Here is a 19,578-nt window from a genome sequence, read left to right on the forward strand (position 1 = left end):
AGCCTGTGGATGCACATCCACAGGCTCGTTACGTTTTCGATAAGTATGAAGGTTCTATCCCCCCCTCATGGAGCTTCTCGCAAGAGAAGGGGTTGATTGCGCCGGAGGATATCTTCCCGAAGGCCGACGTTTGTTGAACCGCGAAGCAGCTCTCTTTACTTCGCTCGGTCATACCACACGCGCAAGTGATGAACCGCTGCTCCTGCGAAGGAGGAATGGCTTGCACCGAGCTCCTTCACATCACGCAGTTGCTCCTCGAAATAATCAAGCGGCTTGCCGTGGAAGGACAAGTAGCCTCCTTCATTGGTCTTGCCCAGTTCAAGACCAATGACAATCGGCTTGCCAAGCTTGTCCGCCTGCGAGAGCAGCCTCTTGGACGATTCATAGATCGAATCCGAGTTGTCCCGATATGCCATAATCGTCAAGGAGTCGAATTGCTCCAGCATCCAGCTGCTTACCTTGCCGTTCCCAGCCGGCATATCCAGGCGCGGCATCCAGAAGGGAACATCCGCAGCCATGTACAGACCTGCCTCCCGCCCTGCCTCCAGCCAGATCTTCATGTTGTCAACCCAGCTGTAGACGAGGCTTGCTTCATCCTGCTTCCATTCCGGCAATAAATAAGGCTCTACATCCAGATGAACACCAGCAAATCGCTCGCCTTCTGCGGCCTGCTGATTATAATCACTCACCCACCGAATGAATGACTTCCCTTCCTCCTCATGCCGTTCCTTCGCCCATTCCGGCGCACCGTTCAAAGCATGAACGTCAATCCCGGCTTCGTGCGCCTTCCGAATAAATTCACGGTAGGTAGTCTGCTCTACTCTGTCACTTATCTGCAAATAGACGAGCTTCACTCCATTCGTCCGGCAGAACGAGACGATATCCTCCCCCGAATCGCGAATCCATTCCGTATCCCACAACCATGTTGCCTTTGTCCGATCCGCATCCGCAGATCGAAGCGAGAATAGGACTGCGACACAGCAGCACAGTAACAGCGTAACTAACACCCCCCGTGAACTTCGAGCGAATCGCCGAAGTCTCCCTATCCTACTATTCCGAGGACGCATGGGATTCGTACCCGATTTAGACAAGAACCGCCTCTTCTACTTCTCGGACGCTTTCTTGTTCGGTATAACCGAGCTTGTGAATGTTCGGGCGATGAATGCCCTTGAATGCATTGCGCGTATCCAATATCGGGATATTCAAATCCGCGAGCTGTTCGTAATCGAACGATTGATGGTTCGTAATCAGCACCATGCAGTCATATGTCTGGAACGCCGGCAAATCATAATCGATCGTATGCACCGTCTTGCCAGCCTTGTTCTTGAAGTGTGTCGCATGCGGATCATAATAATCGATCTGAGCACCGCTCGCCTTAAACAGCTCATAGATTTCAAGACCCGGGGATTCTCGCAAATCGTCGATGTTCGGCTTGTAGGCCATACCCAGAATCAATATTTTCGAGTTTTTAATCGACTTAGAGCTCTGATTCAAAATTCGTGATGTCTTCTCCATGACATGGTATGGCATATTGGCATTGGTAGCTTGTGCGATATCGATAAACTTGCTATAGAAACGATACCCCTTCGCTTTCCAAGACAGGTACATGGGGTCAAGCGGAATGCAGTGGCCGCCAATACCTGGTCCCGGATAGAAAGGCATGAATCCGAACGGCTTCGTCGCTGCAGCATCGATGACCTCCCAGATGTCGATGCACATCCGGTCGCACATCATCGCCATCTCATTAATGAAGGCGATGTTGACACTGCGGAACGTATTTTCCAACAGCTTCGACATTTCTGCTACCTTCGTCGAAGTGACGGGAACGACGCTCTCTACGATATTGTCGTACAGTGCTGCTCCCAGCTTGAGGCAGGTTGGTGTCGTCCCGCCAATGACCTTCGGTGTGTTGAATGTATTGAACTTCGGATTGGACGGATCCACGCGCTCCGGTGAGAAGCAGAGGAAGAAGTCCTCTCCTGCTCGGTAACCCAAGGAGGCTTCAATTTCATGTTGAATCAGCTCTTCTGTCGTGCCTGGATACGTTGTACTCTCGAGCGTAATCAACAGGCCTTTCCGCATATATTTCTTAATTTGTTCCACAACACGCGTAATGTAGGATGTATCTGGATCTTGATTCTCGCTAAGTGGAGTCGGCACGCAAATGCTGACCGCATTAAGCAATTGAATATGACTGAAGTCAGTCGTCACGAACAACCGGCCTGTGTTCATGCACTGCGTCAACGTCTCATCGCTGATATCCTTAATATAGGAATGTCCGTTATGGATACTCTCGATCTTGCGTGAATCAACATCAATTCCGACGACCTGAAAGCCCTGCTTGCACATCTCAATGGCAAGCGGCAGACCGACATAGCCTAACCCGATGACTCCGATTACAGAAGTTTTGTGTTCGATTGCATGTTCTAAATTGGCAGCATACATGTTCACAGTTGTTCACCCTTCCATCCACTAGTTAATTGTGTATAGTTATGACAAACAGCGGCTAAGCCGTTCATCAAGTTCTACCGGCGAGAATGGCTTCGTAATATAGTCGCTAACGCCCTGCTCGAAGCAGTAATCTATCGTCTTTCCTACCCGTTGCTCGGACAGAATCACGATCTTCGGCTGCTTCTCCAAATTCATCTTCTGAATTTGCGAAATGAATGGCAGACCATTAATCCCATATAAATTCAGCTCCGTTAAGATTAAATCGAATTGACCTGCATAAATAACATCGAGCGCTGTCAAGGCATCTTCCGCTTCGTGCACCTCATACCCCTGTGAAGTTAGCCAAATGTTCAGGAACTCTCTTACGCTAGCATCGTGATCCACGACTAGGATGCGCTTCGCTCCTTCGAGCTGAAGGTGATCATGGAGAACCCGAATATGGGAGGAATCTGCAGCCGGCCAGTCGTTCCAACGACCGAGAATAATATCCTCAGCCTCCTGCGAATCTGCCACTGCGGCAACCGCACATACGATTGGCGTCCCTGCCAACCGCTCTTCTACCACGCTCTTCAGCATGAGTGCGTAATAGTGCGTCTGATCCAGAGTAACGCGCGGCAGCATAACGGCAATTACATTCTGATCTGTGGCATTCATCAGCTCAAATGGAATTTGCTCACTATCCAGCGTTGACCTGAGCTCAGCCTCCCACGTACGTCCAAGCGGCTTCGCATGGATAAAGATAATGCCTACGCTATGTCCGGGATAACTCATCACCAGATGATTCACCGTTTGCTTGAAAGTCGGTACAAATTCGAACTCTGCATTTCGTTCCATTACTTGAAGCATGTGCAGTCTCCACCTTCCCTGCGCCGTTTAGGCGGTTTTCGTTTGTTCTCCTTCTTCACTCCAACTCTGACGCGTCATGGCTCCCCATGAATTGTTGTTCTGGAAAAATTGAATATGCCCTTGAATGCGCCATAGGCTGCCAAGCTGCCGATATCCGAAGAACATCAGCACACTGAACGCAAGCATTCGCACGAGATCGCTAATGCGCGGATAGCGCTTGAACGCAATCTCCTCCAGCAAAAGCGAGCCTACAGCTAGCAATAAACCCGATAAGAAGTTAATGAGCATAAATACCAGCACAACTTCCCAATGTGTCATATCATACAGCGCATAACCGATTAAAGACATCAATCCCGTTACTTTGAAATAAGGATTGAGCGCTTCGAAAATAATCGTATACGGCATTGATAACAGACCGAATACCTTGTACTTCGGACGGAACGTCATATCGTAGTTCTCGATCATATTCTTCAAGTTCCCTCGCCCCCAGCGCTTGCGCTGGTTGGACAGAATATGATACGTATCCGGTGCCTGCGTCCAACATACAGCTTCCGGACAGAAGGCAATTTTGTAAGGCAGTTTATTCTCCAGCATATAGCGATGAAGTTTGATAATGATGTTCATGTCCTCACCTGGATAGCCTTCACGGTATCCGCCGACCTTGATGACATAGTCCTTGCGGAATAGCCCGAATGCACCCGACACGATAATTAGTCCATTGATCGCACTCCAGCCGATTCGACCGCCGAGGAACGCCTTTAAGTACTCCAGCGTTTGGAACATCGGCCACCATTTCTTCGGCAAGCGCACTTCCTTCACCGTTCCATTCTCAATCGAACAGCCGTTAGCGATGCGAACATTGCCACCGATTGCCACATATCGCTCTGGATCGGACATATACATGGTTGTCATTTGAATTAAGGAATCCTTCTCCAGCAGCGAATCCGCGTCAATGGACGAGATAAGCGGGTAATGCGAGAAATTGATGCCTGCATTTAAGGAATCCGCCTTCCCTCCATTCGCTTTATCAATGACATAGAGAAATGGATACTCTGGATTATGATAGACAGCATTGATCTTGGTACAATTCACGGCATACCGAATGGACAAGTTATCCATTCGATATAGGGCGAATTCCTCGATCAGCACGTTCAAGGTCTCATCCTTGGAGCCGTCATTGATGACGATAACCTCGTAGGTTGGATAATTCAGCGTCATTAATGACTTTACATTTTCGATAATCGTCAGCTCTTCATTGTAGGATGGTACCAACAGCGAGACCGGCGGGACATGCTCTGATCCCGCTATCGTCCCGCTTAATGCGTAACGTTTTCGGCGTACGATCGAGAAAATGCTTTTGAACGAGAAGAGCATGATGCCGAAATAAATACTATTGACGACGATCACATAGTACATGGCGAATAAGCCGTACATGAGAAGCAGGTCTCTAAGCAGAATAATCGCCTCCTATGCTTCGAAATATCGGTGCTGTCGCAGCCTTGCCGAAATACTGCTCATATAAGAGCCGCTTCGTTGCTTGGCTGGACACGTGTTTCCTTCGATTCGTATTGTAATGCTCGCGCAGAAGCTCCTCTTGAATACGATCTTTGGCCATATCCGACTTGTAAGGATCATCTCTCTCAAGTGCTGCTTCACACAGCGCGCGGAAGCCCTCATCCCCCATCGTAGCCAAGCTCTTCGAGCTGTAATACCGAACCCACCAGTTAGAATCCGTCAATGCTTCCTTCAAGATGACAATGCTGGCAGTATGATTGTACGTGCTGAGCGACTCTGCAACAGCCGCCCGCACTTCCCATTCAGGATCCTTGAACCAACTGCACAATGTCTCCTTCGTCAGCACATTGCCCGTGCGCACCAGCAGCTTAATTGCTAAGGAGCGTATATCCTTGTCCTTGTTGTCAGCAAGCTTGAACAATGCAGGCGTAAGTTCTGCGCCAGCATGCCCGCGCAGCGCCAACAAGGCTGTCTTCACCAAGCGATTATTGCTATCCGCTAAGCATCCAACAAGAAGCGGGGTCACGTCTAACGTTGATTCTTCCAATATCTCTGCGGCAAACAGCTCATTGTGCTGCTCACGACTCGCCAGCTCATCCAGCATTACCCCCAGAGATGCCGTATCGTCCGCGCATTTCGCAACAGCTCGGGCAATAACTCGAATCAGCTCTGCCGACTTCTCCTGCTTAAGCAGTTCCAGCAGCTGCGGAACCGCCCTGGACGATCTCATTCCTCCCAAGCGGAAAGCCGCTTGCATCTGCTTCGCGTAGAACATGCTGTTCAGATCCTTCATATCCAATTGAACGAGCCCCATATCTTCGCACAGCTTCGTTAGCTTGTCACGCTGAGTCCCACGGAATTTCTCGATCCATTCGATCAGCTTGTCTTGGATAACCCTAGCCTCCAATGGTGCAACTGCCCCCTTCGGCGGCTGGAAGGAACCCTCGTCACCGATATGACGCTGCAAATAGATAAAGTAAGGTTTATATTTCTTCATGATCGCGTCCCGTTGCTGCATCAGCCGTATATTTCGGGCTTTCATGATGAGCAGTATCAATACGCCGAAGCCAATCAGGCCCAGACAGACGTAGATGAAAGACACAGCAAGGTCTAACTTTGTATACATGTAACGTGTGCCTCCTTTGTTCCATGAGAAGTGGCAGTTCTTCAAGCCCCTATCAATGTTGCTTTCAGCAAGGAACTTGCCGAACCGCTTTCGGAAGTCGCATGCCACCTATGGGTGGCCGCATGTGTCATGGAAGACGATGGAACACTTCCTTCATGTCGTAATAGCTTTGCTTCAAGCGTTCTGTATAGCCAACCTTATCCCACTGTTTCCATGTGTATACTTGGATATTGTGTAAAGAATAGTTCTTCCATGCACGAGTTTGTGCACCTGTCGATGAATTCCCTCCTCGTTCCACAACCCAAGGCAAGAATCGTATCCCTTCTGTTGCAATCGTCGGCAGATCTCGCTTTCGTTCCACGTCGCCATATGAAATGACTTGCTTCGTACTTGGGTCTGCGAAACCGAGCAGCATCCACGGAATTCGAATTTCGACGATGTCGCCCTTCGCCTCCCAAGCTGCAAGCGAGTTGTATGACTTGCTGTTCGGGTCGCTCGTCCCTCGATGCAGCTTGCCTACAACAATATCTTGAAATGGATGCGCCGATCTTGTATCCGGGGGTTCCATCTTCAGACTAACTGCCAGCTTCCATGGATTGAACAATCCTGAATTATCCTTCATTTCCTGCGGCTTCGGTTCAACCATCCAATAACCGGATGGGCCATACAGCCTGTTGTTGAAGTCATAATTCGAAGCGATGCGAACCTCACTGTCCTTGCCGATGACCGTAAGTGTCTCCAGCCCTTCGTCCAGCTTAATACCCGGAAGCTCCTTCATGGTGCGATTGCCGCCTGTTTGCGTATTCGCCCCGATGTATAGCGTCTGCTTGTCAGGATCGAACGGCTTATCCAGCTTAAGCATTGTATAGACATAGCCCTCGTCATGGGTGATCCACATCTCACGAACCCCCGGCAAATCTGACTTCAGCAGCATTTTCTCTTCGTCTGGAATAGCATCCCAATCCTTGGAATCCCCATCGATAACAATGGCATCCGCCTTGCTCGGGTACATGCCCAGTAGCCCAAACATTTTCTCGTTCGTTAACACATTGAGCCAATACGGCCTGCGGTCAGCAGGAACTTCAATCTTCATCGTATTCCACGTCTTTTTGAACCACTCATCCTGCCACATGAACAGAATTGCTCCTGCATAATGCTCATCGTAAATGTCCTGTGTGAGCGATGCATCGATACGCCCTTGCTCACGCTCATTATGACCGCCTTGATTGCGTCCCCCCATACCCAGATGAGAGATGCCAATCGAAGATGGCACGCCATATTCCGTGATCATGACCGGCATATCCTTGAACTCCGCCTTCAGCTTGCGCAGATACGCCTTGTACGTATTGAACTGCCCTTGCTTGTCGCGAATCGTCTGCAGCGAAGCATCCAAGTGGAAGAAGTCCGGGTAGTACGGATAGACGTGATAAGCAGCGAAATATCCCGCGCTCCAAGCCTTCGGCTGAATATTCCTTGCGTCGACGCTCACCATATCTTCTTGGAATAGTGGCTCTCCCGGGTGCTTCAGCACATCTGTGGTTACCCAGTTCGTGAACGTCATCGGGTGATGCCATCCATATTCGTTCTCCACCGCGGCAGCGTGATCAAGCATTTCGGCGAGCCAGTTCTCAAATGGGCTTGCTTGCCCAGTCGCGTTGAAAAAGGAACCTGTGTAAGCCGATACCTTGCTATGCTTCTTGTTTGTCTTATCAACCATCACCGGATCCCATTCCGTACCGATATGCCATGCCATCAAGTAATCACTGGCGTTCGTCCTATACTTCCCTCTCGCTGTACCGGATTGATCTGGCAGCGTAATATCGCCGTATACCGCTCGTACAACCTTCTCAATTTCGTGCTTGAACTTCTCTTTGATCTCGGGCAAATAAGCATCTTGCGACTCGATCAGCTCTTCCTCAGGCGACCATATGCCTTGAATAAAATAGAGCGGCCGCTCCGCTTTATCGCGGTTAAACTTCACAAGCGCTTCGTAAAACACCGGATTGTGCACGGTGTACACCCGGATCACATTCGCGCCCATATCATGTATCTGCTGGAACCAACGCAGATAATCTTCTTCTTGTATCGGGAACTCCCCTGGGAAGTATCCAGGCAGTGTAGCGCCCAGATTGACTCCTTTAACAAAGATTGGCTCGAAGCCATCTTCTTTGTACTCTAGGATGCGGTCGCCCTCCGTCTTGAACTTCAGCTTGATGCCATCCTCACCAGCGTAGGCGACAGGCTTGGAAGACAGCAATTCCGGCATCCAATACAATCCGCCTGCAAGTATAATTACGACCGGCATCAGTATGCCTATAACGAGATTTCGCTTTTTCCTACGGTTCATAGATATGTGACCTGTTCATCCTTTCTGTGAGTGTTGTCCGCAACCTCTTTTACTATCTAACCAAGTTTTTTTCTGGAATAACATGGTTAGATAGTCGCGTTTTGAAAACTAGGACCCTCATTTTCTGCTGGTTATTACAGCGCTGAAGCAAAGAAAAAGCCTGCTGCAAAGCGATTTGATCGCTCCTTTTCAGATTACGCGAACGATTCGGTTGGAGAAATTGTAAATCGATATCATTTGTCATCATTTGACGCGAATACGTCGAAAAAGTTGCGTTTTTGTAACCATTTTACCAATAAAATGTATATTTATCGGACTATGGTCACCCTTCGTCTGAGCGTTTTGCACCATAGTTTTACAGAACATAAAAAAAACAGGAGGATTCCCCCTCCTGTTTGGTTATTCAGGTTTGTGACGGCTGTACCATTGCCGTACACGTGCGACGTCGCGGTCGTCGAAACATGTCGCAGTATAGGAATGTCCGCTCATAATCGTAACATGTAGGGAGCGAATATTACGCTGACGCTGAAAGTAACTGTCTTTCGTTGAAAGCGAGACAATATGCGGTCTCAACATATAGCAGGACTTTCTAGCGATCATACGGCTTCGCATCATTAGCTGCTTATTCTGGATACCAATTCCCGCGTCCTTAAGTCGCAGTGTCCCCATCCCGAGCAATATCGGCATTAGGAGCCACAGCCAATGGGCCATATTCCCCTGCCACCAATAGAGCAGTCCGTAAGTGGTAAGGAAGAGCAGCAGTTCCATACGAATATAGTACCACCAGGCCCGACCAGGCGGACGATGCTGCACAGCATCGTCCGCCAATTCAACCTGCGGTACAAAATGGGCTAACAAATGCGGAAGATCCCGAACCCGAATAAGCGGATGCAGCAGCAAGGATTCTTTCTTATCTGCTGACAGCACTCCGACCTCCACCTGTGCGTACCCGAGCAGCTGACGAAGCATGCCCTCCTTCACAATGATTTCCTGCACTCGGCCTGGCTTGAAGACGTTCACCTTCTTCTCGAACAGTCCGTAGGAAATGACAATCTCGTCCCCCTGCACCACCGCTGTAAATCGATAGTACTTCGCTACGAACAACAGTGTTGAGATGAGCCATGCAAGTATGAGACCACCGACTCCGAGCACGACATAAGTCAGATGGCTTGGGATCGCGGACATCATCTGATCCATTAGTCTTTGCATCAGCCCATCTGGCAGAATCAGCTTCAGCAGGTCATCTGCGAAGTTCGTAATCGCCAAATAGAAGGCAAGCAGCATGCCTAAATGGATCGTTGTCGCCGAGGATAGGAATAATGTTCCTAACTTCAGCCTTATGTCCCGTGCGAACAAGCCCGCCTCCTCTGACGGTGTGTCCTGATCCATCTTATCCACGCCTGCTGTCGCACGGACGTTGTTACTAGGCAGCATATGATTAGCGCCTGCCGTCTTAGGTATATCGCCGCTCTCTAGACCGATCTGCGGAGTACTCTGCTTGCGCTGCGTTAAAATAGTGCGCAATTCCTCCGCATGTGCAAGCGACAATGTAGGCAGCACGCCATCTCCATCCGCCTCTCCACCAGGCGTCTCAATCTTCAACTGAGCTGTCCGGCTTACACGCTGCAGGAAGGACTGCTCCAAGCGTACCGAGTGAATGCGCCGATAGAAGATTGTTTTTTCTTCCCGAATCCAAATCCCTTTATTGATGACGAGCTTATCTTCCTCGAAGCGGAAGGTGAACCTTCTCCAATCCAACACCGCATCTACGATTGCATAGACAACAATGGCGGCAAAAAGAATCTGCATCCACGAGTGATCCTTAGCCTTCCATGCGTAGAGAATGAGGAAAGGCCATATGGCCTTGGCTACCTGTAGAATCGAAAATCCCATGTGCAGTGGATGAAGGCGCATCTCCTTATTCTTCATGGTCATCCACCTTCGCCAGCTCTGCAATTTTGGCCTTTAGCCGCTCCGCTTCTTCCTCTTGGACTGCCAGAATCCGATGAGTCGTCGCCGCAGTGACGACTGACAATTGCGAGAGCCCATACTTGCGCAGCAGCGGCCCGCGTTCTGTCTCTACATGCTGTACGCGATTCATAGGTACAATCGTATGTTTCAAATAAATAACTCCTGATTGAATGTGCAGCTCTTCCTCAAATACTTCGAATGCAAAATAACGATAAGTCAGTACCGGTTCAATCCATACGAACCAAATGAAAGACAACACCCATAATCCTGATGCAATCCAAGCGGGGTACTGTATCCAACCCTGTACAGAAGCGATAATAACATAGGCAATAATGACTGCGGCCATAATGCCATGTGAAATGACGCCTGCAATGCGAGATGCCTTCCTATAATCAGGATGCAACTTTTGCCCCAGCTTACTCTCCATCTATATCCCCCTCCAACCATCGGGACTTATTTACTCATGCCCTCTGCAATCTTGATTAGTTCTTCTTGCGTAACATCTGGGTTCGACGGAATCATCGTGTAACGGAATCCATCCTCGTCCCACGTAAGCGAGTGTATTTCGTCCCAATACCATCCTGATTTCCCGCGCACCGTTACTGCTGTGCCCAGATCTCTTTGTGCGTCGGCAGGTGTCTTGAACAGACTGACACTTACATAAGATATACCGTTTTTGTCATACTCCAAAGAGATTTCCGTACGCTTCATCTCTCCCTCTAACTGCGCCAACTCTATCTTCTTCAACGAAAAATCCTTATCCGTTATTTGTAGAAATGGGGCTCCTGCCGCTTTCTTCGCTTCCTCCAGTGATACCTGCTTCGCCGGGTTCAGCTCATTGATGTCACGCACCGGAATATCTTTCGGTATGCTCAACTGGAACGTATCTGCCGTGAACTTCGGCGCCATATCCAGCTTCGTATATTCGAAAGTGGATTTGACCGCACCGCTATCGATTTTGCTCTTTATCACCATCCAAGTAGATTGATCGACCCATAACTCCATTTGCTTCAGCAGGGCATCCTTCTTTTTGGATGAAGCCTTAATATGAACCGTTTGATGTTCGCCTACTTTTTCGTCTCCCATCGATTCAATACGATACGATTTGTTCAAATGTTCCAGCATATTTTTCAACTGCTCCCGCTGCGTCATCGACCGCATCCCGTCACCTACGTCCATTTTGAACGCTTGCCGATTATGCTCATCCCATACCGTAATCAGCTTGCCGTCACTCACAGATATGGCTCGCTCATTGTCCTTAATTACTTCTTCCCGCTTCTTCTTCGTCTCTGCATCCGACCATTCCTTCAGGATATAACGCTCAGTTTCTTTGCCGTTCTCATAAGAAACCGTAACACCTTCCGCGTAGTAGGAGACTTCCTTCTTACCCGCTTCCAGCGCTTGACTCACGAGTTGTTCCCCGCTCAATTTCACCGAACTGGTACAGCCTGTAAAGATCAAGCTGCTTGCTAGTAATAGACTGCCTGCAAATCGGAACATCATCTTCATTCATCCTCTCTGTCTGATCCTTGTTCGTAACTAAATCGACAGGCCAATAATGTGCCATGCGCCGCAGCCGACCATACGCCGATGCTCCCGCCATGCCGCTCCGCGATCATTTTTGCGATACTAAGTCCTAGTCCAGATGCTCCGCCATTACGAGACTTCGTCCTCGCCATGTCAGCCTGGTAAAAAGGTTGGAACAGCTTCTCAATATGCTGTGGCTCTATCTCTTCGCCTTCATTCTGAACGAGCAGCACTAGCGCATTCCCTCTCCAAGCCTGAACACGGTCAACAAACGCCGGGAACAGCCATTCCGGCAGCGGCTGATTCTCTGAAAAAGCCCCCAGCCAAATCGTTTTCCCATGCGGCGTATACCGGTTTGCATTCCCCATCAAATTATCCACGAGTCTCATCATCTGCTTCGCATGGAATGGATAGACGCCGGCCACCTCATTTCGAATGTCGAGATGAATGCCTCGCTGCGCACAAACCGCATCATATCCCGAGAACAGCATATCGAACAGTTCTTCCCCGTCCACGAGGACTTGCTCTTGCCCATCCCCGTTCTCCGTAGAACGAAGTGCTGTGTAGGTCGCCAGATCGTCCAGCATCTGCTGCATGTAGCCGATTTTATCAAGCATAATGCCGAAGTATTCCTTCTTCTCATCCGCTGTTACTTGCTTATCTTGCTGCAACGATTCCGCATATGCTCGAATGGAGGTAAGCGGCGTCTTCAGGTCATGGGACAACGATGCGACCATGTAATCCCGCTCCCGCTGCTCCGCAGCAATTTGCGCTCTGGCCTGCCCAACCTGCTCTCTCATGTCGTGAAAATGGGTAATCAGGGCTCCCATCTCGTCCTTGGAGCTGCGGCTAATATCAGGAACAAGCTCATTGCGTGCAAATGCAGTCATCTGCCGCATCAACTGCTTCATTGGAAGATTCAGCTTCCGCTGAATAACAATAAGCGCCGCGCCATATAGGGCAATAAAAAACAGCACGGCACAACCAATGACGATATACGTCCTATATTGGAAGGCGTTAAGCCACTTTTCGCGTACCATCGTGACTTCATAGAACCCAATAAGTGTTCCTTTCTCGAACATGGGCTTTTTCAACGTATACGTATCATGGCTCTGCTCCAGCTTGTACAGGTTCTCATACAATTGCTCCGGATTGACACGATACATGGATGGAAGCAGCTTGTTCTCCATCGATGTGAATACTTGAACGCCATCTGCCCGATACAGTGTGATCTTGAGCGAGTGATCTGCGACTCGACTGACCGCTTGGAACTTGTCCTGCGGCTGGATGCGATACAGCGAAGGCGCTGCTATAACCTGCTCCACTTCACTTAGGCGCTCCATCACATCCATATATTCAGCTAATCCTTCCCGTTCATCATAGGACTGCAGCAGCCCGAATAAAGCAGCAAATGCCACGAGCGGCAGAATCATAACGACAAGACAAGTGATCATCAGCCAATGTGTAATCTTCATCCGCGCCGCTCACCAATGAACCGATAGCCCGTTCCCCACACCGTCTGTATATAAGTAGGATTGCGTACGTCATCTCCAAGCTTCATACGCAGACTCTTAATATGAACGGACACCGTATTATTGCCCTCGGCATCGGCCTGCTGCCACACATGCTCATACAGCTCCTTCTTCGTAAACGCACGCTGCGGGTGATGAGCAAGAAGTACGAGAAGCGCCCATTCCTTGACTGTTAGGGCGATGGACTGATCTCCTACGCTTGCGAGCTGGTGATCCTCGTCAATAACGAGCCCGCCCTCGAAGGACAAGCTGTTCGTTGAGGCTTCTGTCCCATCCGTATAACGCTTGAATCTTCGCAGATGCGAATCGATTCTAGCCGTAAGCTCGGACAAGCTGAACGGCTTCGTCACGTAATCATCCGCCCCGAGCTTCAAGCCCTGTACCTTGACCTCATCCTCGAGCCGCGCACTTACTATAAGAAGCGGAACGTTGCTCGACAGCCGGATATTTTTACACAAGGTGAACCCATCCATCTCCGGCAGCATCAAGTCAACGATAACCATGTCATAAGCACCGCTGCGGAAGTCCTCCCATCCCTCCAGTCCTGTGGAAGACCAGGTGACCTCGTATCCTTCCCGGCGCAAATGATCTCTAACAATTCTCGCGATTTCTCTATCATCTTCGACAAGTAATATGTTCGCATTCATGTGTCCCTCGCTCCTTGTCCACATTATAATTGTTCCTAAGCTGCATCCTTCGGATTTCATACTTTCTTTATAAAAGCAGCCACAATTGGATAGACCATATGCATCCTCGTTATTACCATAAAAAATGGGCCTGCCCTGCAAGTAGTTGCTCTACCCACAAGACAGCCCATTCTATTTCTTCCTATTTAAAATAGGTTACGCAAGTTCCGTATTCGTAACCTGCAATAACTCAAGCCTTCTGCTTATACATTTTCAAAATAAAGCTGCTGCTTCATTTTGTAGCGTTCCATTGCTAATTGAATCAAACGATCCAGCAGCGCTCCGTACGCAACCCCTGTTTCCTTCCACATGAGCGGATACATGCTAAAAGGCGTGAAGCCGGGCATCGTATTCACTTCATTGATGAATACCTGCATATCCGAACGTCGTACGAAGAAGTCGACGCGAGACAAGCCGGAGCCGTCAATCGCTCGGAATGCAAGTACCGCCATCTCGCGCAGACGATCCAGAAGCTCTTCGTCCAGCGGAGCTGGGATAACGATTTGCGATTTGCCATCGATATATTTTGCTTTGTAATCGTAGAACTCACCGGAAGACACAATTTCGCCTGGCACGGATGCTTCTGCTTCGTCATTGCCAAGCACGCTGACTTCTACTTCGCGAGCGTCTACGAACTCTTCTACAATTACCTTGCGGTCATAGCGAAGCGCAACCTCGATTGCCTGCTTCAGCTCGGCATCATTGCGCGCCTTCGAAATGCCTACCGACGAACCCAAGTTAGCTGGCTTAATGAAGCATGGGTAGCCAAGTTCTGATTCAATATTGGCCATCACATCGGCTTGATGATGCTCCCATTCGCTGCGAATGAAGTGAACATATTTGCATTGCGGCAAGCCGGCATGCGCAAATACTTGCTTCATGACAGCCTTATCCATACCTACGGATGATGCCAATACACCTGCGCCGACATAAGGCACATTCGCCATTTCGAACAAGCCTTGGATCGTTCCGTCTTCCCCGTTCGTTCCATGAATAAGCGGGAACATAACATCGATGCCGTTCCCAGCATTTCCGGTGCTGTCGACTCGAGCGAACAGCATTTCCATTGCGTCCTTCGTGTAACCGGCAGCGCCTTCTAATGTCAGCTCTGATTTATCGCTAAATGGTTGATGACGCAATTCTCCTACGCGCCATTCCCCTGTCTTCGTAATATAGAATGGAATAATATCATACTTCTCGTAATCCATTGCTCCCATCACGGCAAATGCCGTCGATAACGATACTTCGTGTTCTCCTGATTTGCCGCCGTACACCAAGCCGACGCGCATCTTCTCCTGTTGTCCCATAATTCCCTCCGTCAGCGCATCAAGCGCCTGTTGTCCCTCCTACGCTGTCCATGCTGCTCCTCTACAGAGCATCAATTATATGGAAGAAGCGATATTGCGTAGCCTCAGTCCAAGCGTAAGAATCCTGATAGTCCCAATAACGGTGACGGCTGTTCGTCGTATGCGCATTAATGAGCGGCATGCCGTTTGCATCAAATGCAGTTACGATCGTCGTGTGTTGGAAATGGCCATCTCCATCCCAATCATAGGCGATAACGTCGCCAAGCTGCAGATCAGTTGGCTGTGCAACCAGCTCTGCCCGCAAGCCAGATGCGCTATTAGCAAGCAAGCGCTCTAGACTGTTCGCGACCGCCCAGCTGTAGCTCCAGCTCTCCTGACCGTTGACCATTCCTTTATACCACCAGCCCGTTTCTCTTCTACCAGTATAGTTCATAGGCACCCCCCCTGCAAAGAGACATTGGGAGACATAATTGGTGCAATCGACCTCAAACGACAGAAAACGGGGATTAGGCTCGTTCCACCATTGTTCTGCATATTGTACCGCTCTCTCCCGCCGATAGGGGGAAGACTTCTGCGTCCGCATATTCATGCCTAACACATCATGATTCAGTAGGGGCATCGAGCGGTTCGGCCTCTCGGCATAATGCTGCGCCTCATAATCCTCGTCATCCAGCTTGCTGCCATGACGCTCATGGGCCGGTGTTTCTACTCTTGTAATAATCCAGCTGTCACCGTCTCGGTTCAAGGTCAATCGCTCGATGTCAATTCGCTCATCGAACAAGGACACACCCTGCTGGTCATACTCGCGCTGGACGTGGAACTCTACATCGACAGCCACTTCTCCATCGCCTTCATGTTTGCGTACGATTTTAGCCTTTGTCTCGCTCTTAAGCGGTATTGTCCCGCGTTCGCGATACCATAATTTCAATCTTCTAGCCCGCTCGCTGGCCTTCATGACATACTCCATATCCTCGATGGGTGCCTGAACCGCATAATTCCGATCATCCACTTCTGAGCGATTGTGCTGATCTACATAGAGATACAGCGTATTTTTCCAATCTTGCCGCATGCTACTGCCTCCTTGTACGGGCGCGCCTCCGGCGGACAACCGTCCTTGAAAGCCGCGGAATATTGCTACCATATATATGCGTTATCCACATCGCTCATGTCCTGTGGAATGCCCTTGGGAAGCACGGTTATCAATTGTGTGCTTAGGGCTACGAATCTGCTCTTTTTCGAACAAACGACCAGACATCACAAATATGTGCGAAAAGCACGTACATTTAGGCATTTTTATGCAGAAAAACCTCTTTACGCTCATACGGGAACACGCTATACTGGAGATGTGAAGAAATTATGAAATAACGTTTCATCTAGTGGAACTAATAGAAAAAAATTAACTACCTGCATACCTGCCAGCACACGTGAATCAGATGCATCACCAAGCAAGAGATGAACACAGAACCAAGAAGGAGGTTTCTCTATGGCAAGAACAGATGCTTTTTCTACAGCACGCGAGTTAACCGTCGGCAATCATTCCTATCGCTACTACAGCTTGGAGGCGTTCGAGGCGCAAGGCAACGATATTTCCCGCCTTCCATTTTCGATCAAGGTGCTGCTTGAAGCAGCCCTGCGCCAATTCGACGGCCGCGCCATCACGAAGGATCACGTAAACCAGATCGCCAATTGGGCGAATGGCCGTGATGAGAATAAAGAGATTCCATTCATTCCAGCACGTATCGTGCTACAGGACTTCACAGGCGTACCCGTTGTTGTCGATCTGGCAGCGATGCGGGATACGGTGAAAAAAGCCGGTGGAGATCCGAAGCAAATTAATCCGCTTGTTCCGGTCGATCTCGTTATTGACCACTCTGTCATGGTTGATGCATTCGGCACTAAGGATGCACTCGAATATAACATGAACGTGGAATTTGAGCGCAACGAAGAGCGCTACCGCTTCCTTCGCTGGGCGCAAACAGCGTTCGACAACTTCCGTGCGGTACCACCTGCAACAGGTATCGTTCACCAAGTGAACTTGGAATACCTCGCTTCCGTAGCGGCTACGAAGCAGGTTGACGGCGTTACTGAAGTATATCCTGACTCGCTCGTTGGTACAGACTCGCATACGACGATGATCAATGGTCTTGGCGTTGTAGGCTGGGGCGTTGGCGGTATTGAAGCAGAAGCAGGCATGCTCGGACAGCCGCTCTACTTCGTTACACCAGAGGTTATCGGCTTCAAGCTGACAGGCAGCTTGGCGGAAGGCGCTACGGCGACTGACCTTGCACTGACAGTTACCCAAATGCTGCGCAAGAAGGGCGTAGTCGGCAAGTTCGTTGAATTCTTCGGTCCAGGCCTTGGGAACATCAGCTTGGCTGATCGTGCAACTGTAGCGAACATGGCTCCAGAATACGGAGCAACGATCGGCTTCTTCCCTGTTGATCAAGAGACATTGAACTACATGAGTTTGACTGGCCGCTCCGAAGAGCAAATCGAGCTCGTGAAGGCTTATTATACAGCCCAAGGCTTATTCCGCACGGAGGCTACCGAAGATCCGGCATTCACAGATGTCATTGAATTGGATCTCGGCTCGATCGTACCAAGCTTGGCTGGTCCGAAGCGTCCGCAAGACCGTGTAGAGCTGACGAACATGAAGCAATCCTTCCTTGATATCGTGCGCACGCCGATCGATAAGGGTGGATATGGTCTGAGCGACGAGAAGATCGAACAGCAAGTTGCGGTTACTCATCCGAACGGTGAGACAACACAGCTGAAGACAGGTGCTGTCGTAATCGCGGCTATCACTAGCTGTACGAATACGTCCAATCCTAGCGTAATGATCGGTGCCGGTCTAGTTGCAAAGAAAGCGGTAGAGCGCGGCTTGAAGAAGCCTGCTTACGTGAAGAGCAGCTTGACGCCTGGTTCCCTGGTCGTTACCGAATATTTGAACAAATCCGGCTTGATCGAGCCGCTGGAAGCGCTCGGCTTCCATGTTGCCGGCTACGGCTGCGCAACATGTATCGGCAACTCCGGTCCGCTTCCTGACGAAGTAAGCAAGGCAATCGCAGATGAGGATATGACCGTTGCCGCTGTCTTGTCCGGTAACCGCAACTTCGAAGGCCGTGTCCATGCTCAGGTGAAGGCGAACTATCTTGCTTCTCCTCCACTCGTTGTGGCATATGCACTTGCGGGTACAGTCAACATTGACCTTGCGAACGAGCCGCTTGGCTACGACAGCAACAATGAACCTGTATTCTTGAAGGACATCTGGCCAACATCCGAAGAAATCAAGGAAGCTGTTGCTCAAGCGATTACACCGGATATGTTCCGTGATAAATACGAAAATGTATTTACTCAAAACGAGCGTTGGAACTCCATTCCGGTTCCAGAAGGCGAGTTGTATGAGTGGGATGAGAAATCCACGTACATTCAGAATCCTCCGTTCTTCTCGAACCTTGGTTCTGATTTGAACGATATTGCAGATATCCGCGACGCGAAGGTATTAGCGCTGCTCGGCGATTCCGTAACGACTGACCATATCTCGCCAGCCGGCAATATTAAGGTCGACAGCCCTGCTGGACAATACTTGATCGATAATGGCGTAACTCGTCAGGACTTCAACTCCTACGGTTCCCGCCGCGGCAACCATGAGGTCATGATGCGCGGTACATTCGCGAACATCCGTATCCGCAATCAAATCGCGCCAGGCACAGAAGGCGGCGTAACGAAGTACTTGCCTACGGATGAAGTGATGTCCATCTATGATGCTTCCATGAAGTATCAAACAGACGGTACAAACCTGATCGTAATCGCTGGTAAAGAATACGGTACAGGAAGCTCCCGCGACTGGGCTGCGAAGGGTACTTACCTGCTCGGCGCAAAAGCTGTTATCGCCGAAAGCTTCGAACGTATCCACCGTTCCAACCTGGTCGGCATGGGCGTTCTGCCGCTTCAATTCCAAGACGGCAACAGCTGGCAGACTCTCGCCTTGACTGGAACGGAAACATTCAGCATCGTAGGCTTGTCCAACAACGTGGAGCCAGGTCAATCTCTGCAAGTTGTGGCAACTCGCGAAGACGGTACGCAATTCGAATTCCCGGTAACAGTTCGTCTCGACAGCATGGTCGATGTCGACTACTACCATAACGGCGGCATCCTGCAAACGGTTCTTCGCCAAATGATCGCGCAAGAGCGCTCGCACGCGTAACTATAATTAATCTCGGCCCAACATGGTCAACATGAAGAGCCCCCTTATCGACGATATTGGCTG

At 49.8% G+C, this 19,578-nt stretch carries 14 protein-coding genes; 1 reads left to right on the forward strand and 13 read right to left on the reverse strand.

What is annotated here, in order from left to right; genetic code table 11:
- Positions 1–155: 155 nt before the first annotated feature.
- From BBG47_RS09570 to BBG47_RS09630, 13 genes are all read right to left on the reverse strand, one after another.
- The gene (locus BBG47_RS09570) at positions 156–1,007 is read right to left on the reverse strand and encodes an SGNH/GDSL hydrolase family protein (RefSeq protein ID WP_175400509.1); all 852 of its coding nucleotides are present in this window, start codon (positions 1,005–1,007) and stop codon (positions 156–158) included.
- Positions 1,008–1,083: 76 nt separating this feature from the next.
- On the reverse strand, positions 1,084–2,445 hold the full coding sequence (locus tag BBG47_RS09575) for a nucleotide sugar dehydrogenase (RefSeq protein WP_065291603.1): 1,362 nt from the start codon (positions 2,443–2,445) through the stop codon (positions 1,084–1,086).
- A 45-nt stretch (positions 2,446–2,490) separates the two neighbouring features.
- Complete coding sequence (locus BBG47_RS09580) at positions 2,491–3,297, reverse strand: response regulator (RefSeq protein WP_083189195.1); 807 nt, start codon at positions 3,295–3,297, stop codon at positions 2,491–2,493.
- Between the two features lie 27 nt (positions 3,298–3,324).
- Positions 3,325–4,713: a glycosyltransferase family 2 protein gene (locus tag BBG47_RS09585; RefSeq protein ID WP_065291605.1), complete on the reverse strand. Its 1,389-nt coding sequence runs from the start codon at positions 4,711–4,713 to the stop codon at positions 3,325–3,327.
- Positions 4,714–4,744: 31 nt separating this feature from the next.
- Entirely contained in the window at positions 4,745–5,938 is a 1,194-nt protein-coding gene (locus tag BBG47_RS09590; RefSeq protein ID WP_065291561.1) for a HEAT repeat domain-containing protein, read from the reverse strand.
- Between the two features lie 127 nt (positions 5,939–6,065).
- The gene (locus tag BBG47_RS09595; protein ID WP_065291562.1) at positions 6,066–8,285 is read right to left on the reverse strand and encodes a hypothetical protein; all 2,220 of its coding nucleotides are present in this window, start codon (positions 8,283–8,285) and stop codon (positions 6,066–6,068) included.
- 399 nt (positions 8,286–8,684) lie between these two features.
- Complete coding sequence (locus tag BBG47_RS09600) at positions 8,685–10,214, reverse strand: PH domain-containing protein (RefSeq protein WP_065291563.1); 1,530 nt, start codon at positions 10,212–10,214, stop codon at positions 8,685–8,687.
- A complete protein-coding gene (locus BBG47_RS09605; protein ID WP_065291564.1) occupies positions 10,204–10,683 on the reverse strand; it encodes a PH domain-containing protein in 480 nt (159 codons plus the stop codon). The genes BBG47_RS09600 and BBG47_RS09605 overlap by 11 nt, the downstream gene beginning before the upstream one ends.
- 26 nt (positions 10,684–10,709) lie before the next feature.
- The gene (locus tag BBG47_RS09610) at positions 10,710–11,759 is read right to left on the reverse strand and encodes a LolA family protein (RefSeq protein ID WP_065291565.1); all 1,050 of its coding nucleotides are present in this window, start codon (positions 11,757–11,759) and stop codon (positions 10,710–10,712) included.
- 2 nt (positions 11,760–11,761) lie between these two features.
- Complete coding sequence (locus BBG47_RS09615; protein ID WP_065291566.1) at positions 11,762–13,258, reverse strand: sensor histidine kinase; 1,497 nt, start codon at positions 13,256–13,258, stop codon at positions 11,762–11,764.
- Positions 13,255–13,962 carry a response regulator transcription factor gene (locus BBG47_RS09620; protein ID WP_065291567.1) on the reverse strand — a complete coding sequence of 236 codons (708 nt, stop codon included), beginning with the start codon at positions 13,960–13,962 and terminating at the stop codon, positions 13,255–13,257. The genes BBG47_RS09615 and BBG47_RS09620 overlap by 4 nt, the downstream gene beginning before the upstream one ends.
- 242 nt (positions 13,963–14,204) lie before the next feature.
- Positions 14,205–15,308 carry a D-alanine--D-alanine ligase gene (locus BBG47_RS09625; RefSeq protein WP_021256106.1) on the reverse strand — a complete coding sequence of 368 codons (1,104 nt, stop codon included), beginning with the start codon at positions 15,306–15,308 and terminating at the stop codon, positions 14,205–14,207.
- 61 nt (positions 15,309–15,369) lie between these two features.
- The gene (locus BBG47_RS09630; RefSeq protein ID WP_065291568.1) at positions 15,370–16,377 is read right to left on the reverse strand and encodes an amidase domain-containing protein; all 1,008 of its coding nucleotides are present in this window, start codon (positions 16,375–16,377) and stop codon (positions 15,370–15,372) included.
- A gap of 414 nt (positions 16,378–16,791) precedes the next feature.
- Between BBG47_RS09630 and acnA the strand changes: the two genes are divergently transcribed.
- Positions 16,792–19,515 (forward strand): aconitate hydratase AcnA, encoded by a 2,724-nt coding sequence (acnA, locus tag BBG47_RS09635; RefSeq protein WP_065291569.1) that lies wholly within the window; start codon positions 16,792–16,794, stop codon positions 19,513–19,515.
- Positions 19,516–19,578: the final 63 nt, after the last annotated feature.

Origin of the sequence: Paenibacillus sp. KS1 (assembly GCF_001680695.1) — a bacterium.
In the GTDB taxonomy this organism is placed as follows: Bacteria; Bacillota; Bacilli; order Paenibacillales; family Paenibacillaceae; genus Paenibacillus_B; species Paenibacillus_B suaedae.

What these genes read in the sequence shown, in the direction of transcription:
- BBG47_RS09590 (WP_065291561.1), bottom strand. Translation starts at nt 5,938, where the DNA reads ATGTATACAAAGTTAGACCTTGCTGTGTCTTTCATCTACGTCTGTCTG.
- acnA (WP_065291569.1), top strand. Translation starts at nt 16,792, where the DNA reads ATGGCAAGAACAGATGCTTTTTCTACAGCACGCGAGTTAACCGTCGGC.
- BBG47_RS09620 (WP_065291567.1), bottom strand. Translation starts at nt 13,962, where the DNA reads ATGAATGCGAACATATTACTTGTCGAAGATGATAGAGAAATCGCGAGA.
- BBG47_RS09610 (WP_065291565.1), bottom strand. Translation starts at nt 11,759, where the DNA reads ATGATGTTCCGATTTGCAGGCAGTCTATTACTAGCAAGCAGCTTGATC.
- BBG47_RS09630 (WP_065291568.1), bottom strand. Translation starts at nt 16,377, where the DNA reads ATGCGGCAAGATTGGAAAAATACGCTGTATCTCTATGTAGATCAGCAC.
- BBG47_RS09600 (WP_065291563.1), bottom strand. Translation starts at nt 10,214, where the DNA reads ATGAAGAATAAGGAGATGCGCCTTCATCCACTGCACATGGGATTTTCG.
- BBG47_RS09605 (WP_065291564.1), bottom strand. Translation starts at nt 10,683, where the DNA reads ATGGAGAGTAAGCTGGGGCAAAAGTTGCATCCTGATTATAGGAAGGCA.
- BBG47_RS09575 (WP_065291603.1), bottom strand. Translation starts at nt 2,445, where the DNA reads ATGTATGCTGCCAATTTAGAACATGCAATCGAACACAAAACTTCTGTA.
- BBG47_RS09615 (WP_065291566.1), bottom strand. Translation starts at nt 13,258, where the DNA reads ATGAAGATTACACATTGGCTGATGATCACTTGTCTTGTCGTTATGATT.
- BBG47_RS09595 (WP_065291562.1), bottom strand. Translation starts at nt 8,285, where the DNA reads ATGAACCGTAGGAAAAAGCGAAATCTCGTTATAGGCATACTGATGCCG.
- BBG47_RS09580 (WP_083189195.1), bottom strand. Translation starts at nt 3,297, where the DNA reads ATGCTTCAAGTAATGGAACGAAATGCAGAGTTCGAATTTGTACCGACT.
- BBG47_RS09625 (WP_021256106.1), bottom strand. Translation starts at nt 15,308, where the DNA reads ATGGGACAACAGGAGAAGATGCGCGTCGGCTTGGTGTACGGCGGCAAA.
- BBG47_RS09585 (WP_065291605.1), bottom strand. Translation starts at nt 4,713, where the DNA reads ATGTACTATGTGATCGTCGTCAATAGTATTTATTTCGGCATCATGCTC.